A 15,758-nucleotide genomic window follows, 5' to 3' on the forward strand; every position below is an offset into this window, starting at 1 on the left:
CCGGCCGACCTGATCAGCTCCGGGCGATCGCGTTGGTCGGCGTGCGCGGAAGCGGCCGGCCGGTCTCCTCGGCGACCATCGCCTGGGCCACCCTCCGGGCGCGCACCGCGGCGCGGTCGGCCTTCACGTTGATGTCGCGTCCTGGCTCGCCCTCCTCCGCCAGCTGGCGCTGGACGACCTCGAGCACCGCCGCGTCCCGGCCGATCATGTCCAGGAAGAACCCCCGCAGGTGGTCGGAGACCAGCGCGCGGTCCGTCGAGTAGTTGCGCGCCACCCGCAGGAACACGTGCGTGGTGGTGGGGGTCTCCGGGGTGAACCCGTGCATCCGCAGCTGCTCGTAGGAGTCGCCCTGCTCGGTGTCGATCACCCACCGCTGCACGTGCAGGGCCGGCGAGACGAAGGTGCCCTGCTCCCGGCGGTGGTACTCGGGACCCCGGGGCAGCCCGGTCGCCTCGGCCTCCCACGGCGCGAGCCGGGCCGGGGGCAGCGCGCGGGTGTACCGCACCGACATCTCGGACACCTCGACCTCGTCCAGGTAGGGCAACCGGTCGATGCCGGGCGGCACGTTCGCCGGGTGCATGGCGAACACGTTGGTCAGGTCCAGGTAGTGCTCGTGCAGCAGCAGGTAGTTGGCCCCGACGTGCAGCCGCTCGCCGAAGCTCGCCCACCCCGGATCGGTCAGCCACGGCGTGGCCGGCGGGGTGCGCAGCGCGGCCGCCCCCGGCTGACCGAGCCAGATCCACACCAGGGGCCCCCGCTCGAACACCGGGAACGTGCGCACCCGGGCGCCGATCGGCGGGTTCTCCTGCGAGGGCACGTCGACACACACGCCGTCCGGGTCATAGGCGAACCCGTGGTAGCCGCAGACGACCCGGTCGCCTTCCAGGTGGCCGGAGGACAGCGGGTAGGCCCGGTGCACGCACCGGTCCCGCATCGCCACCACCGCGCCCGCGCCGGTGCGGTAGAGCACGACGGGGACGTCGAGCAACCGGCGGCCCAGCGGCCGCCGCCCGACCTCCTCGCTGGTCGCGGCCACGTACCAGCAGTTGAACGGGTAGTTCGGCTTCATAGGTCGAGCACCAGCCTTTCCGAGCGCGACCGGGAAACACAGATCATCATGGCGTCGCCGGCGGCGCGTTCGGCGTCGGAGAGCACGGAGTCACGGTGGTCGACCTCGCCTTCGATCACCTCGCATTCGCAGGTCCCGCAGACGCCCTCCATGCAGGCGCCGAGGACGTCCAGGCCGGCCTCCTCGGCCAGCTCGTAGATCGTGTCGTCGGGGCCGACGGTCAGGGTGACGCCGGAGCGCTGGCAGACCACCTCGAAGGTGTCCAGCGCCTCCGGCGAGGGCTCGCCGACCGGCTTCGCGGAGAACCGCTCGATGTGCAGGCTGCCCTCGGGCCACGGACGGCAGGCGTTCTCCACCGCGGTCAGCAGGCCCTCCGGCCCGCAGCAGTACACCAGCGTGTCCGGGCGCGGGGTGCCGAGCACCGAGGGCAGGTCCAGCATACCGCGTTCATCCTGCGGGCAGACGGTGACGCGTTCCCCGTACCGCTCCAGCTCGTCCAGGAAACCCATCGACGCCCGCTCGCGCCCGCCGTAGAGCAGGTGCCACTCGGCTCCGCGCGCCTCGGCCGCCTCGATCATCGTGAGGATCGGGGTGACGCCGATCCCACCGGCGACGAACTGATAGCGCGGCGAGCTGACCAGGGGAAAGTGGTTGCGCGGCCCCCGCACCCGCAACGTGGCCCCCGGTTGCACCCGGTCGTGCACGAACTCCGAGCCGCCCCGGCTGTTGGGGTCGCGCAGAATCCCGACCCGCCACTCGGCGCGGTTGCCGGTGCTGCCGCACAGCGAGTACTGGCGCACCAGCGACTCGGTGAGCACCAGGTCGATGTGCGCGCCCGGGGTCCACTCGGGCAGGTCCGAGCCGTCCGGGTGGGCCAGGGTCAGGGTGACCACCCCGTCGGCGGCCACGTCCCGGCGGCGCACCTCGAGGTCGGCCTCGACCTCCCGGTACGTGGGCTTCCTCGCCGTGGCGAGGCTCATCTCGGTCACTGCGTCACTCCCCCGCTCGACGTGGCCTTCTCCAGTGCCACCTCCAGCTCGTCCAGCGCTTCCCCGGTGCCGACCGCGATGCGCTGCATGCTCGGCACGGTGTCCCGGCAGGCGGTGAAGCAGGCCGCGTACTGGCCGGCGTAGCTGAGGAACGTGATGTTCAGCGCCTGGCCGTCGAAGACCATCGAGATCGGGTAGAAGACCTCCATCCGCGCGCCGTTCAGGTACAGGTGCTGGCGCGGGCCCGGCACGTTGGAGATCACCAGGTTGTAGACCGGGGCCGAGCGGCCGGCCAGGTTCAGCGCGACCTGCCCGATGTACGGGCCCATCACCAGCGAACCCAGCGCCTCCTGGGTCACCCGGCTGGGCAGCTTCTTGAACCGCTCCTTGGCCAGCGTGGTCGAGTGGTGCACCGCCATGAGCCGTTCCACCGGATCGGCGATCTCGGTGTGCAGCTTGGCGATGATGAACGAGATCGCGTTGCCCACGCTCTCGTCGGCGCGCACCGAGACCGGTACCCCGGCGGTGAGGCTCTTCTCCGGCAGCTCACCCCGGTCGACCAGGTAGTTGCGCAGGGCGCCCGCGCACACGCTCAGCACCACGTCGTTCAGGGAGACCCTGGCCAGCTTGGCCAGCCGGGACAGGCGTGCCACCTCGAACCGCTGGGTGGCCACCCGCCGCGCCGCGTGCAGCCGTCCGTTGAAGATGGTCTTCGGCGACGTGAACGCGGACGCGTTGCCCGGGTCGCTGCTGGTCTGCAGGTCGTACAGCGCCTTCACCAGCTTGGCGGCGTCGCCGACCTTGTTCAGGTCGGACACCGTCGGCAGGCGAAGCCGCGAGCCGGCCCGCTTCGGCACAGCCTTCGGCGCGACCTCCCAGAAGGCCGGCATGTCGCGGGTCTCCGGGCTGGGTGACATGACCCGCTCGAGCAGCCGGATGGCGCCCATGCCGTCGATCTGCGAGTGGTGGAGCTTGAAGAACAGCGCGAACTCGTCGTTCTCCAGGCCCTCGATCACGTGCATCTCCCACAGCGGGCGGCGCCGGTCCAGCGGCGTCGAGTGCAGTTGGGAGGCCAGGATGCCCAGCTCCCGCTCGCCACCGGGTTTGGGCAGCGCCGAATGCCTCAGGTGGTAGTCGAGGTCGATCTGGTCCGGGGACAGCGTCTCCCAGTCCGGCACCAGCCCGGACCGGACCCGCAGGTTGAACGGCGGCGCGAAGTTCCGGCAGTTGGACCACCGCGCGACCAGCCCGCGCACGTAGTCGTCCCCGGCGCCGTCCGGCCGCGACCATCTGGTCAACATGCTGACCTGCGCGCCGCGGTCCGGCTTCTCGGCCAGCAGGAACCCGGCGTCGCCCAGCTTCATCGCGCGACTCCGGCGAACCGGACCGGCAGGCTGGTCAGCGAGTTGACGAACGTGGAACGTACGCAACCGGTCGGCCCCGCCACCTCGATCTCCGGCAGCCGGTCGATGATCCGCGGCAGCGCGACGGAGATCGTCTTGATGGCCAGGAACGCGCCGTGGCAGTGGTGCGGACCGCCGCCGCCGAACGCGTAGTGCGGAACGTCCCGCACCGGCCGGCCGAGGTCGAACCGGTCCGGGTCGTCGACGACGTCCGGGTCACGGCTCGCCGAGGCGTACCACATGACCAGCTCGCGCGGCGGGCCGTCCGCCCAGAGCGCCAGGTCAACGGTGCTGAGATCGCCAGGCATCGGACACCCCCGTGGTGTGGGCCGTCGGTCCGAGCAGAAGCTACCTAGAAATTTACTCGCAGTCTAGAGTAGTTTGTTCGCGCAGCAACGGCTCGACTCGCGATCGCAACCGCTCTGTCCAGTGCTATATCCGATGATTGGCATCTAGTCGAGCGCTCGACATTTTGCTGCTATGCATCGTGGGGAACAGGGAGAGGGGTCGTCGACGCCTGGGGCCTGGCGGCCCACCGCCGACCCGGCTACTCGGCCTCGATGGAGGTGCTGCTGATCGAGCTGTTCGCGCACCGAGCTCCGCGTGTTACTCTAATAGTAAAATATTGAGTCTCCGAGGAATGGAGTCCGCATGAGCACCTCGCCGCACACTCCCGAGACCGGTGAACTCAACCTGAGCACGCTGCGCTTCTGGGGGCTCCCGCGCCAGGTGCACCTGGACACGTTCAAGTGGCTGCGCGAGAACGACCCGGTCAGCTGGCACCAGGCCCCGGAGGCGCTCGACCCGGGCCTGGACAACAGCAAGGGCTACTGGTCGATCGTCAAACACGCGGACATCAAGGAGATCTCCCTCAACTCGGGGATCTTCAGCTCGGCCGAGGGCGTCTTCCTGGACGACTTCCCCCAGCTGGAGACCATGCTGTCGTTCATCGTCACGGACGCGCCCCGGCACCCGCGGATGCGCGGCGTGGTGAGCTCGGCGTTCACCCCGAGGCACCTCCGCAAGCTCGAGGCGGACACCGCGGCGACCGTGCGGGCGATCGTCGAGGAGGCGGCGGCCAAGGGCGAGGGGGACCTCTGCGCGCTGATCACCAAGGAGGTGCCGGGGCGGGTGTTCGCGTCGTTCTTCGGCATCACCGAACGCGACGAGGTGCAGTACGTGATGGACCTGGCGGAGCAGATGGGCGCCTGGGCCGACCCGGAGTTCGCGCACATCGGCTCCCCGCTGCAGGTGTTCGCCGATGCATCGGCCCGCCTGGGCGAGCTCGCGCTGCGCATGGCCAAGCAGCGCCGGGAGAAGCCGGGCGACGACCTGATGACCTGGGTCTCCCAGGCGCAGTACGAGGGCCAGACGATGAGTGTGGAGGAGGTCGGCGTCTTCTTCGCCCTGCTGGCCGGCGCGGCCAACGACACCACCCGGCACTCGATGGCCCACGTGCTCGCCCTGTTCGCCCAGCACCCGGACCAGCTCGCGTACGTGCTCGAGGACTTCGACGCCCGCGCGGATGCCGCGATCAACGAGTGCCTGCGGTTCGAGCCGCCCCTGATGCACTTCCGCCGCACCGCGACCCAGGACTACGAGTTGCGCGGAACGACCATCCGGGCCGGCGACAAGGTGGTGCTGTGGTACATCTCCGGCAACCGCGACGCCGACGTCTTCGACGACCCCGACGGGTTCGACGTGCGGCGCCCGCTCAAGCGGAACCCGCACCAGGCGTTCGGCGGCGGCGGCCCGCACTACTGCCTGGGCCACATGCTCGGTAAGCAGATGATCAAGGCGGAGATGCGGGAGATCTACAGCCGCATGAAGGACCTCCGGGTCGGCGAGCGGGAGCTCATGCTGTCCAACTTCATGAACGGCGTGAAGACGCTACCCGCAACCTGGACCCCCGCCTGATGGCCCGCATCCGCATCAACTGGCGAAAGGACACTCGGGACCCGAGTCGATCGGCCACTACCAGCAGATCCAGTCCATCTACACTTGACAATCAGCATGTATTGTCACACAGTCTCGGTGTATGAAGCTGGGCATCACCATGCCGACCCGCACCGTCGAGCTGGCCCGGGTCCCCGAGTACGCGCGCTGGGCCGAGGAGGCCGGGCTGGACTCGGCCTGGTCGTGGGAGCTCTACCGCAACCCGCTGGCCATGCTCGCCACCTCGGCGCTGGCCACCGAACGCATCGCCCTGGGGACCGGGCTCGCGGTGGCCGCCAGCCGCACCCCCTTCGAGATGGCGAACGCCGCCGCCGACGTCGACGAGCTGTCCGGCGGGCGGACCCTGCTCGGGCTCGGCTACGGCGTCGGCGAGTTCCTCACCACGCTGCACGGGGTGCCCGCCGACCGGCCGCTGCGCCGGATGGACGAGTACCTCGACGTGCTGCGGCTGTCCTGGGCCTACCTGGCCACCGGGCAGGCCGAGGAGTACCGGGGCGAGTACTACTCGTTCGCCGCGCCGCCGTTCAACCCGTGGGGCGTCCGGTCGCTGGCCCGGCCGTCCATCCCGGTGTACCTGGGTGCGGTGCGGCCGAACATGTTGCGGCTGGTCGGGCGCAAGGCGGACGGGTGGATCGGCTATCTCGGAACCCCGGGCGTAGTACGCGACCAGGTGCGTCCACTGATCACCGAGGGTGCGGCCGAGGCCGGCCGGCAACTCTCGGACGTGGACCTGATGCTGGAGCTGATCTGCTCGGTCAACGAGGACCGGGAGCTGGCCGTGGCCCGGGCCCGCAAACAGGTCGGGTTCTACGTCTGCCACCCCACCAGCGACCCCGTGGTGGCCGGTGCCGGGATGACCGACCAGGTCACCGCGCTGCGCACGGCACTGATGACATCGGGCCCCGCCGTGCTGGCCGACACCAGCGACGATCTGGTGAACACCTTCTCCCTCACCGGCACGCCGACGAGGTGCGCAAGCGGCTGGCCGAGTGGGAGGGGCTGGTGGACCACCTGGTGCTGCACACCCCCTACGTGCCGCCGTTCACCGCCGAGGAGAGCGAGGACTGCTTCCGGGCCATCCGCGACATGGTGAAGGGCTAGCGGGGTGCCCACGGCGGCGGTGGTCGGGGCCGGGCTGAGCGGGCTCACCGCCGCCCATCGGCTGAGCACGGCCGGGTGGTCGGTGCGGGTGTTCGAGGCGGCCCCCCGGGTGGGCGGGCGCACGGTGAGCGACCGGATAGGCGGCTACCTGGTCGACGGCGGCGCGTCCGCATTGGGCGCCAGCTACCGGGCCTACCTGGACCTGGTGGCCGAGGTGGGGCTCACCACCGTGCCTTCCTCGCCCTACATCGGCATCTACCGGGACGGGCGCATCCACCACCTGCGGCTGGACCGGCTGGTCCGCTCGGCGCTGGGCACCCGGGTGCTCTCCGCGCGGGCCAAGCTGCGCGCGGTGCGGCTGGCGGTGGACCTGGTCCGGGCCCGGGCGGCCGGTTACCTGGACTACAGCGACATGCGCCGGTCCGCCCCGTTGGACACGGAGACCGCCCGGGACTACGCGCTGCGGGCCCTGGACGCGGAGCTGGAGGAGTATCTGTGCGGTCCGGTGGTGCGCTGCATGCTCATCGCCGGCACCGACCGGGTCAGCCGGGTGGAGCTGTTCTCCGGGCTGGCCAACATCTTCTCCTCGCGCATCCACGCGCTGGTCGGCGGCCAGGGCCGGCTGGCCGAAGAACTGGCCGGTCGGCTGGACGTGGCCCTGTCCGACCCGGTCGAACGGGTGGCCGACCTGGGGCACCGGGTGGCCGTGACCCACTCCGGGACCGCCGACGAGTTCGACGCCTGCGTGGTCAGCGCCCCGCTGCCGGTGGCCCGGGAGATCTGCCCGGACCGGGCGGCGGTGCTCGGTCCCCTGCACGACGCGCTGGGCTACACCCAGGCCATCACGGTCGCGGTGGGTACCAGGATCGCCCCGGACTCCCCCGCGATGCTGGTGCAGATGCCCGCCAAGGAGGACCCGGACATCGCGCTGCTGTTCCTGGAACACCACAAGGCACCCGACCGGGCCCCGCCCGGACACGGCCTGATCGGCTGCGACTGGGATACCGCGGCGGCCGAGAAGTGGATGGGCGCCACCGACGAGGAGATCGTCGAGCACACCCTGGCCTCGCTGCGCCGGGTGTTTCCGGAGCTGTTCGCCGGCGCGGCCGACCCGGTGGAGCTGACCCACGTGACCCGCTGGCGCCACGCGCTGCCGCTCACCTCGGTCGGGGCCTACCGGCACATCGGCGAGTTCAACGCCGCGCTCGACCCGGCCGACCGCATCCAGTTCGCCGGCGACTACATGTCGGCGGCCGGCCAGAACACCGCCGTGGAGTTCGGCACCCGGGCGGCCCACAACCTGCTCTCGAGGTGAAAGTTCGTCCCCCGAACTTCTCCGCGCGCCCGGCCGGCCAGTACGCTTGCTGGTTCCCTCGGGCGAGACGGCGTACGAATGTGGTTGCGAGCCCTGACGAGATGGACGCCCGGCCGGCGTGACGCCGGCCGGGTCGACGAGTGCAGCCTCGAGCGCGCGGTGCTGCTCGCGGGCGGGCTTTCCGAGGAGGAGCACCGTCACCGGGCGTTCCGGGCCGCGCAGCTGGAGCGGGTGGCCGAGGAGACGCCGAGGGCGGCTTCGGCGGCGATCCGGCACGGCCACACCGAACCGGCCGACGAAACGATGCGCCACCGGGCGCTGCGGCGCCATCTCGGCACCACCATCCCGGCGCTGAACCTGATGGGCATCCAGACCCTCTGGCCCGGCGAGCCGCCCTTCGACGCGCATCGGGCCGTGATCGACGTGACCCGGGTCTACCTGCGCGGACCCGGCGACGACCAGGTGCACACCCGTGTCGGCGACAGCCTGGACGCCTTGGGCGGGCTGATCGGCGAGTTCCACCGGTCCACGGTCTTCCTGAACGGGCTGCGCATCGAACCGAAGGACCCGTCCAGCGGCGAGCCGCTGGTGCTGGTCGCCGCGCATCCGGCGATCATGCTGGCGTTCGGCGAGTTCCTGGCCCGCAAGTACGTGCTGGAGGGCTGGACCCTCTACGAACCCTAGGCTGCCCACCGCCGGTCCGAGGTGAACCCGCCCCCCGGGGACACCGCGTAGCCCAGTGACCGCGGCCGCCTTTCACCACGCTGGCCGGGCACCATCAGCGGGCCCGCCTGGGCGGCTCGGGGTCCGGCCGGCCCGCGATGGCGTCGAACAGCCGGTGCTTGAGCCGCTCCCACCGGGCCTCCTGGCGTCGTGTCCGGGTGGTGGCCCTGGCCGAGCGGCGGGAGCCCGGCCGGTAGCACCAGCGCGCCCACGGCGAGTCCGGCTTGCCCAGCCGGATCGCCCCCCACAGCGCCAGCGGCGGGAACAGCAGGCCGAAGACGCCCAGCCACACCCGCCGCTTGAGCAGCGCGACCAGCGCCAGCGAGCCGTTCAGCCCGATGGTGCCGAGGTAGGTCCAGCGGGAGCTGCCCGGATCCGCCTCGAGCCCGTCCACACCGAACGGCAGCGCTCCGAGCATCAGCAGCGCCAGCACGCCGGTGGCCAGCACCACCGCGTCGATGGAGCTGCGGCCCTTCTCCGACCAGTACACGTCGTCCAGGTGCAGGATCAGCGCGAACTCGTCCAGCACCAGCGCCGCGCCGACCCCGAACAGGGCACCCAGGATCTCCCACCACGGCGACCGCCAACCGGCGGGCGCGAACGCCATCACCCCGGCGACCAGCATGAACAGCATGCCGAACACCACGTGGTGGATGTGGGTGTCGCCCGAGGTGATGTTCCCCGGCCACCAGCGCACCCCGGCCCGGATCATCCGCACGCTGAGCCGGATGAACAGGAAGGTCACCACGAACGCCACCAGCAGCAGGAACAGCGCCTGCTTGCCCGGCAGGTAGATCAGGTCGCGGTACAGCTCGACCATCACGCTCCTTCGGTGCACGGCTCGGGGCACTGTAGGTTGCGCCCGCGGCGGTGCCGGTGGCCAGACGCCCTCCCCGGATGGCGTAATCGCCGGCGGCGGGATTTCCCGAGCTGCTTGGCCAGGGTTCACCTCACCCGGGTGATCTGGTGCGCCTGACCAGTTACTTTCCGTAAATGTCCGGTGACCTGGTCCCGGTGCCGGCCGCGCTGCTGCGGCCGTACGCCTCGGTGCTGCTGTTGCGCTGCCTGGGCGGCGACCCGGCCACGGCGTTCGGCCGGCTCCACGAGTTCCTGGAAGCGGCGCGCCGGACGTCCCGGGTGCGCGTCTCGGTGCCGGTAGCCTCGGCCGAGTTCGACTCCGCCGAGTTCGACCAGGTCACGATGGCCGTGCACCGGGTGGAGCAGCGGCCGGGCTGGCTCACCGAGGCGGTGTACCTGGACGTCAGCCACGAGCTGACCATCGCCGCCCGGCGCGGGAGGTTCATCGCGCTGCACGCACCCGGGCCGGTGCGGGACGCGCTGCGCCGCTGGCTGGACGGCCCGGCCGGAACCACCCTGCGCCGGGTGCCGGCCGCCGCGCTGGAGGGAGCCCTGCTGCGCGGCGAGGCGAAGAGCCTGTGGCTGCGTGGGACGCACCCCCGGCGCAGCACCAAGGTGGACAGCAAGGCCATCTCCGGCACCGACCTGCGGTTCGCGTTGTCGCCGTTCGACGACGCGACGTTCGCCGTCGCCTCGGCGCGCTCCGCGCTGGGCGCCGAGGCCTCCGGCGCGGCGTTGCGCGGAACCGTCGGGACCACGCCCCACCGGTCCCTGGTGTGGAACCGGCAGACCGAGAGCATGCCGGAGTTCCTCCAGTGCATCGGCGAGCTGATCACGGTGGTCGAACGGGCGCTGGACCGGCCGGCTATACCCGAGCCGGCCTTTCCCGTGCTCGCCCAACGCCTGCCCGACCTGACCGGCGTCGGCGGCGCCTATGACGCCTCCCGCGCCGACCTCGACGAGCGGCCCGATACCGCCGGCCCGCTGGACGGCCTGCTGCTCGAGGTGACCGGAACCCCCGACTCCGCCGACTTCGACCTCGACGTGACCGGCGACGGCGCGGAGCCGGTGCGGCTGCGCGGCGAGGTCGGCATCGGCGCCGGGCGCGTCCGGATCCGGTTCGGCTTCCGGGACGAACCGGCCGACCGGGGTCGGGGCGAGGAGGTCCTGGACGCCCTGGACCAGCTCACCGTGTACTACGCGAGCGGGCACGCGATCAGCGGCGGCGGGGTGTTCCGGCCGCGCATCTCCCGGCAGGCGTTCCCGAACTGGTCCTGGGCGGACTTCGCCGGCCGCGACATCACCCGGGAGAAGCCACGCGTGGCCCACGGCCGGCTCGACGAGATCCACCTGGCGATCGGCGCGGACGGCGATAGGTCACTGTTCGGGTGGGTGGTCGAGCAGTACGGCAGCGGCTTCCTGACCTGCGACGACGGCGCGGGCGAGGTGGCGGACTTCGTGCACGTCGACCACGACGGCACGCTGAGCCTGGTTCACGTGAAGAGCTCGGCCAGCCGGGCCCCGGGTCGGCACATCTCGGCCAGCGCGTTCCAGGTCGTGGTCGCCCAGGCGGTGAAGAACGTGCTGTTCCTGGAGCCCGAGCCGCTGGCCCGGCAGCTGCGGCGCCCGCCGGTGGCCTCGCCGGCCTGCTGGGTGGACGGCCGGCGGGTGCCGGACCGGGCCGGGCTCCTCCGCCGGCTCGCACGGCGGGATGCCCGCGACCGGGCCCGGGTGGTGATCGTCCAGCCGTCGCTGAGCAAGCGGCGGTACGACCGGCTTTACGCGGGCAACGGACGGCCGTCCGACGAGATGTTGCGGCTGCGGCGGTTGGAGAATCTGCTGAACAGCGCCCGGCCGACCGTAGCCGGCGTCGGCGCCGACCTCCACGTGATCGGCAGCGCCGGCTAGCAATATCCAGCGCGCGATGTCGAGGTTAATGCTCTATCTTTGCGGCAAACGGTCTTCATTCTGCGTTGATCGGCACTAATTCGTACATTGATGTCGCCTAAATGGACACTCGCGCCTACCAACGCGGCCATCTCGGCTACCTAGCGTTGACGTGCCGTAGCAGCGCGGAATCAGGCGGTCGCCGTGGCAAGCACGCAGAGGACCAGTCGCGACACAGCTCATCAGCTTGAAGTGATTGGTCACTGGGCACGGCCGCCCACAAGGCGGTCCAGCCTCGCCTCCCACCGGTACGAGCGTTGGGTGCGCACCCGGGCGGGTGGCCCACCCGACCTGGAGTTTGCCGTCACCCACCGGGACGGCAAGCCGATCTGGTTCGACGGGGTGCGCCAGGACGCCGACGGCCAGGTGCTCCTCGAGGCGAAGGGCCACTACGCCTGCTTCATCGATCCGGTCCGCGATGACTGGTTCCCCTGGTACCGCTGGTCGGAGCGGTCCGGGTTGCCCGCGTTGATCGGCCAGGCCCGCCGCCAGGTGGAGGCCGCCCAGGGCGTTCCGGTGGAATGGCTGTGCGCCGAACTCTCCGTGGCCGACCTGCTGGGTGACGAGTTCCGGGCGTCACCCGCACTCTCCGGTAGGGTCTCAGCGAGGTTCGAGCCGATGTCGGGCTAGATGCCTCGGGGCTCACGGCGAGGGGGGTGGCCTCGTGAGCGAGGACTGGACAATTCAGGCCCTCACCAGCCGTTACCAGAGTGACACGAGCGACTGGGCCGCGATCGCCGGGGGCCTTTCCGACGTCATTCACGCCATGGACGCGGCCGTCGAAGGGCCGGCGCCGAGGTGGCTCGACTGGTCCGGCGCCCACCACCCGACCGGCGACAGCCTGTTCACCCTCGTACTGGCGAAACGCGAACGGCACGACGACGGCGACCTGGTCGACGGCGGGGCGTCGGTCGGCGAGCTGCGCGGCCAGCTCCCCGACGGCCGGTGGCTGGCCTCGCTCGGCTGGGAACTGGGCGGGCAGCAGCGGGACGGCTCGGTCCGGGTCAGGTTCGAGGCGGATACGGCGGGGCCGTTGCCCGAGCAGCCGCCGTCACGGCTGGCCGAGCTGCTGTGTGCGGTGTGCGGAGAGCTGGGCGCCGACCGCGGCCAGGTCACCACGCGCGGACTGTCCCGTGCTCTGGGCCGGCGGAACGCGTCGCTGGCGGTGGGTGCGCTCACCCTGCTCCCCCGGGGCCTGCCGGACGGAATGGCCGGGCCACCGGGTTTCACCTCGGTCGACGCTCCCAGCGGCTACCCGGGCGGCCTGGTCCTCGTCGCTCCGCTGGACCGGGTCGCGGAACAGCCCGACGCGGTGGCCGAGGCGCTGAGCGAGATCGACGCACGGCTGGTTTCCCGCCCGGACGAGTCCCGTCTCCCCCCTCCGCGCTGAGCATTCCGCCCGTGTGAAGTTGCCGATAGTCCCCGGCGGGCCGGCCGTGCGACGTGCGCATCCACGATCACCCGCCCGCCGGGCTGAGGGCTGCTCAGCATCTCTGGATGTGGCCCGCCGTTCGGCACGGTACGAGAAATGGTGTGTCTGATACTCCGCCGCCGCGCGGGCGCGACGCCGAGCTGACAACCATCCACGACGCGTTGGCGGCGCTCGGCCCGGCCGGCGGCGCGGCGATCGTCGTCGACGGCCCGCCGGGGATCGGCAAGAGCCGGCTGCTGGCCGAGGCGGAGGCCCGGGCCCGTTCGACGGGAATCCGCGTGCTGCGCGGCGACGCCTTCGGCGGGCATCGTTCGGTGCCCTACGCCCCACTGCTCGCGGCGACGCTGGACGCGGAACCGCCGGTGGTCGAGCCCGGCTCCCCGTGGCCGCCGGGCGTGGCGGCCCACCCCCGGTTCCGGCTGGTGCACGAGCTGCGCGCGGGATTGGCCCGCGCCGCGCGCCGGTCCCCGCTGCTGGTCGCGCTGGACGACCTCCACGAGGCGGACGACGCCACCTTGTCCGTGCTGCCCTCACTGGTCACCGGCCTGGCCCGGCTGCCGATCCTGTGGATGGTGGGGTTGCGTGCCCGGCCGGAGCACGCGGCGGCGCGGGAGTTGCTGACCCGGTTGGAGCGCGCCGGGGCGGTTCGGCTGCGCCTGGGCGCGCTGGACGCCGACGCGGTCGCCGGGATCGTCACCGAGGTGGCGGGTGGCGACGCGACCCCCGAGCTGTTTCGGCTGGCCCGGCACGCGCAGGGGTATCCGTCGCTGCTGGTGGAGCTGCTCCGGGGGTGGCGCGAGGAGGACGGGCCGACGGGCGAGGCACTGCCCCGGCGCCTGGCCGCCGCCATGCGGGAACGCCTGGACCGGCTTTCCCCGGACACCCGAGAGCTGGTCTGCGTGGCCGCGGTGCTGCCGGAACGCTTCACCGCCGCCCAGCTTGCCCGCATGTTGCGCCGCCCGGCCTCGTCGCTGTTGGGAGCGTTCGAGGAGGCATTGCGGGCGGACGTGCTGGTGGAGGACGGGGACCGGCTCCGGTTCCGGCACGACCTGGTGCGGGCCGCCACGCACGCCGGGCTGCCCGAGTCCGTCCGGCGCGCCCTGCTCAAGGAGGCCGTCGCGGTCCTGTGGGAGACCGGGGCGCCGCCCGCCGAGCTCGCCGACCAGCTCGCCGCCAGCGCCGAGCCCGGCGACCGCCAGGCGGTGACCACGCTGCGCAAGGCCGCCCGCACACTGGCCGGCTCGGACCCGGCCGCCGCCGCCGAGCTGATCGTCAAGGCGATCGAGCTGTCCACCTTCGACGACCCCGAGCGCGGCTCGCTGATCGCCGACGGGGTGGAGCTGCTGCACCGGGCGAGCCGGGCCGAACAGGCGCGCGACCTCGCCGACACCGCACTCGGCGGCCTGTTGCCGCACCGGCAGGAGGCGCAGGTCCGGCTGAGCCTGTCCACCATGTCCGTCCGCTCGACCGCCGAGCGCGCGCGGGAGAACCGGCGCGCCCTGGAGCTCCCGGGCGTGGACCGGCTGACCCGGGCCCGGCACCAGGGGTGGCTGGCCTACAACCTGGCGATGAGCGGCGACACCGGTGCCGCCGAGGTCGCCGTCAACACCGCGCTCGCGGAGGAGATCCGCGACCCGCAGGCCCGCACGCTGGCCACCGTCGCCCGCTGCTGCCTGCTCGGGGCGCGGGGAGAGTGGTCCGGCGCGCTGGCCGAGTTGGAGCGCCTGCTCGTGGATGCCCGCGGTAAGCCGCGCGAGCCGTACCTGGCCGTGCCGGAGTTCCACCACGCGAACCTGCTCGCCGTCGTCGGCCGGCTGGACGACGCCCGCCGCGCGGTCGGCACCGGCCTGGCCCGCGCACGGCAGGAACGGGGCAGCCGCTCGCTGGCGTTCTGGCACCAGCTGGCCGGCCTGGTCAACCTGGCCGCCGGGAACCTGGCCGCGGCCCGGTCCGAGGCAGAGGCGGAAAACTCGCCGTTCGGCGCCGAGCCGCCCGCATCCGGCAGCTTCACCGGCACCGTGCGGATGCTGACCCTGGCCCAGGTCGGGACGCACACCGGTGACCGCCGGCTGGTCGGCGAGATCGCCCGGGCCGCCCGGGATGCGCACCGTCACACCAGCGGCTCGGCGCGCACGCTGGCGGCTCGCGTGCTGGCCGCCGAGGCGCTGCGCGCGGGCGAGCCGGCCGAGGCGGAGCGCTGGCTGGCCGACGATCCGGTACTGGGCGCCGGCCCCATGCTGCCGCTGGACCTGGACCAGCTGCGCATGCTGGCCAACGTGGCCATCGCCTGTCCCCGGTCGTCGCTCACCGAACGGATCGGTGCGGCGGTACGGGTTCTCGAGCGGGCGGACCCGGGTGCGCCGGTGATCGCCGCCGTGGCGGTGCACCTGCGGGGGCTGCTGGAGCGCGAACCCCCGCTCCTGGTGGACGCGGCGGACCGGCTGCGTGACACGTCGCGTCCGTTGCTGTTCGCCGCCGCAGCGGAGGATGCCGGTGCGGCGCTGGCCGCGGCGCGGCGCGGGGCGGCGGCGGTGGACCTGCTCAACCAGGCCTTCGACACGTACCGCCACTGCGGCGCGGAAGCCAGCGCCCGCCAGGTCGGCCGGGTCCTGCGCGGACTCGGCGCCGAGCGCCGGGCCGGCCCGAGGGACCGCCCACTCCAGGGGCTGTCCAGCCTAACCGAGTCGGAGCTGAGGGTGGTCCGGCTAGTCGCCCGGGGCGCCACCAACCGCGCGGTCGCCGACCAGATGGTGATCTCGCCGCACACGGTCAGCACCCACCTCCGCCGCGCGTTCGCCAAGCTCGACGTGCACTCGCGCACCCAGCTGGCGCACCTGCTGCACGCCGCCGAGTAGGCGGCTGCGTGTCCCGCGTGCGCCGAACTGGGCGAACGCTCGACAAGCGCGTCCCGCGCTTGCTACTCGCACGGGCCGCGCCGGATATCGCAGAAACGTGCGATGGGCAG

13 protein-coding genes are annotated in these 15,758 nt (G+C 72.2%); 8 read left to right on the forward strand and 5 right to left on the reverse strand.

The window, feature by feature from the left end:
• Positions 1-13 precede the first annotated feature (13 nt).
• Genes ABEB12_RS38215 through ABEB12_RS38230 form a run of 4 tightly spaced genes read right to left on the reverse strand, consistent with a single transcriptional unit; the run spans position 14 to position 3,769 of the window.
• A complete protein-coding gene (locus tag ABEB12_RS38215; protein WP_185062055.1) occupies positions 14-1,069 on the reverse strand; it encodes a Rieske 2Fe-2S domain-containing protein in 1,056 nt (351 codons plus the stop codon).
• A complete protein-coding gene (locus tag ABEB12_RS38220; RefSeq protein WP_185063025.1) occupies positions 1,066-2,049 on the reverse strand; it encodes a 2Fe-2S iron-sulfur cluster-binding protein in 984 nt (327 codons plus the stop codon). The genes ABEB12_RS38215 and ABEB12_RS38220 overlap by 4 nt, the downstream gene beginning before the upstream one ends.
• A gap of 5 nt (positions 2,050-2,054) precedes the next feature.
• Positions 2,055-3,422 (reverse strand): wax ester/triacylglycerol synthase family O-acyltransferase, encoded by a 1,368-nt coding sequence (locus ABEB12_RS38225; RefSeq protein ID WP_185062056.1) that lies wholly within the window; start codon positions 3,420-3,422, stop codon positions 2,055-2,057.
• Positions 3,419-3,769 carry a cytochrome P450 family protein gene (locus ABEB12_RS38230; protein WP_185062057.1) on the reverse strand — a complete coding sequence of 117 codons (351 nt, stop codon included), beginning with the start codon at positions 3,767-3,769 and terminating at the stop codon, positions 3,419-3,421. The genes ABEB12_RS38225 and ABEB12_RS38230 overlap by 4 nt, the downstream gene beginning before the upstream one ends.
• A gap of 343 nt (positions 3,770-4,112) precedes the next feature.
• Between ABEB12_RS38230 and ABEB12_RS38235 the strand changes: the two genes are divergently transcribed.
• The 4 genes from ABEB12_RS38235 (at position 4,113) to ABEB12_RS38250 (ending at position 8,517) form a co-directional block, all read left to right on the forward strand.
• Positions 4,113-5,378, forward strand: a complete 1,266-nt coding sequence (locus ABEB12_RS38235) for a cytochrome P450 (protein WP_185062058.1) — start codon at positions 4,113-4,115, stop codon at positions 5,376-5,378.
• Positions 5,379-5,499: 121 nt separating this feature from the next.
• Positions 5,500-6,510 carry an LLM class flavin-dependent oxidoreductase gene (locus ABEB12_RS38240; RefSeq protein WP_185062059.1) on the forward strand — a complete coding sequence of 337 codons (1,011 nt, stop codon included), beginning with the start codon at positions 5,500-5,502 and terminating at the stop codon, positions 6,508-6,510.
• 12 nt (positions 6,511-6,522) lie between these two features.
• Positions 6,523-7,833 carry an FAD-dependent oxidoreductase gene (locus ABEB12_RS38245; protein ID WP_185062060.1) on the forward strand — a complete coding sequence of 437 codons (1,311 nt, stop codon included), beginning with the start codon at positions 6,523-6,525 and terminating at the stop codon, positions 7,831-7,833.
• 84 nt (positions 7,834-7,917) lie between these two features.
• Positions 7,918-8,517, forward strand: coding sequence for a hypothetical protein (locus ABEB12_RS38250; RefSeq protein WP_345703515.1), 600 nt, complete (start codon positions 7,918-7,920; stop codon positions 8,515-8,517).
• Positions 8,518-8,611: 94 nt separating this feature from the next.
• On the opposite strand, the gene ABEB12_RS38255 is transcribed toward ABEB12_RS38250, so the two are convergent.
• Positions 8,612-9,376 (reverse strand): hypothetical protein, encoded by a 765-nt coding sequence (locus ABEB12_RS38255; protein WP_185062062.1) that lies wholly within the window; start codon positions 9,374-9,376, stop codon positions 8,612-8,614.
• 173 nt (positions 9,377-9,549) lie between these two features.
• On the opposite strand from ABEB12_RS38255, the gene ABEB12_RS38260 reads away from it, so the two are divergent.
• The 4 genes from ABEB12_RS38260 to ABEB12_RS38275 all read left to right on the forward strand — a co-directional run bounded on the left by ABEB12_RS38260 (position 9,550) and on the right by ABEB12_RS38275 (position 15,648).
• Positions 9,550-11,322 carry a hypothetical protein gene (locus ABEB12_RS38260; protein WP_185062063.1) on the forward strand — a complete coding sequence of 591 codons (1,773 nt, stop codon included), beginning with the start codon at positions 9,550-9,552 and terminating at the stop codon, positions 11,320-11,322.
• Between the two features lie 300 nt (positions 11,323-11,622).
• Positions 11,623-11,991, forward strand: a complete 369-nt coding sequence (locus tag ABEB12_RS38265; protein WP_185062064.1) for a Tox-REase-5 domain-containing protein — start codon at positions 11,623-11,625, stop codon at positions 11,989-11,991.
• A 34-nt stretch (positions 11,992-12,025) separates the two neighbouring features.
• Positions 12,026-12,751, forward strand: a complete 726-nt coding sequence (locus ABEB12_RS38270) for a hypothetical protein (protein ID WP_185062065.1) — start codon at positions 12,026-12,028, stop codon at positions 12,749-12,751.
• A 143-nt stretch (positions 12,752-12,894) separates the two neighbouring features.
• The gene (locus ABEB12_RS38275; protein WP_185062066.1) at positions 12,895-15,648 is read left to right on the forward strand and encodes an AAA family ATPase; all 2,754 of its coding nucleotides are present in this window, start codon (positions 12,895-12,897) and stop codon (positions 15,646-15,648) included.
• Positions 15,649-15,758: the final 110 nt, after the last annotated feature.

The sequence above is a fragment of the Actinospineispora eucalypti genome (assembly GCF_039543365.1).
Taxonomy (GTDB): Bacteria; Actinomycetota; Actinomycetes; order Mycobacteriales; family Pseudonocardiaceae; genus Pseudonocardia; species Pseudonocardia eucalypti.

Coding starts and splice junctions, on each gene's coding strand:
- ABEB12_RS38230 (WP_185062057.1), bottom strand. CDS start 3,769: ATGCCTGGCGATCTCAGCACCGTTGACCTGGCGCTCTGGGCGGACGGC.
- ABEB12_RS38255 (WP_185062062.1), bottom strand. CDS start 9,376: ATGGTCGAGCTGTACCGCGACCTGATCTACCTGCCGGGCAAGCAGGCG.
- ABEB12_RS38220 (WP_185063025.1), bottom strand. CDS start 2,049: ATGAGCCTCGCCACGGCGAGGAAGCCCACGTACCGGGAGGTCGAGGCC.
- ABEB12_RS38225 (WP_185062056.1), bottom strand. CDS start 3,422: ATGAAGCTGGGCGACGCCGGGTTCCTGCTGGCCGAGAAGCCGGACCGC.
- ABEB12_RS38240 (WP_185062059.1), top strand. CDS start 5,500: ATGAAGCTGGGCATCACCATGCCGACCCGCACCGTCGAGCTGGCCCGG.
- ABEB12_RS38260 (WP_185062063.1), top strand. CDS start 9,550: ATGTCCGGTGACCTGGTCCCGGTGCCGGCCGCGCTGCTGCGGCCGTAC.
- ABEB12_RS38215 (WP_185062055.1), bottom strand. CDS start 1,069: ATGAAGCCGAACTACCCGTTCAACTGCTGGTACGTGGCCGCGACCAGC.
- ABEB12_RS38235 (WP_185062058.1), top strand. CDS start 4,113: ATGAGCACCTCGCCGCACACTCCCGAGACCGGTGAACTCAACCTGAGC.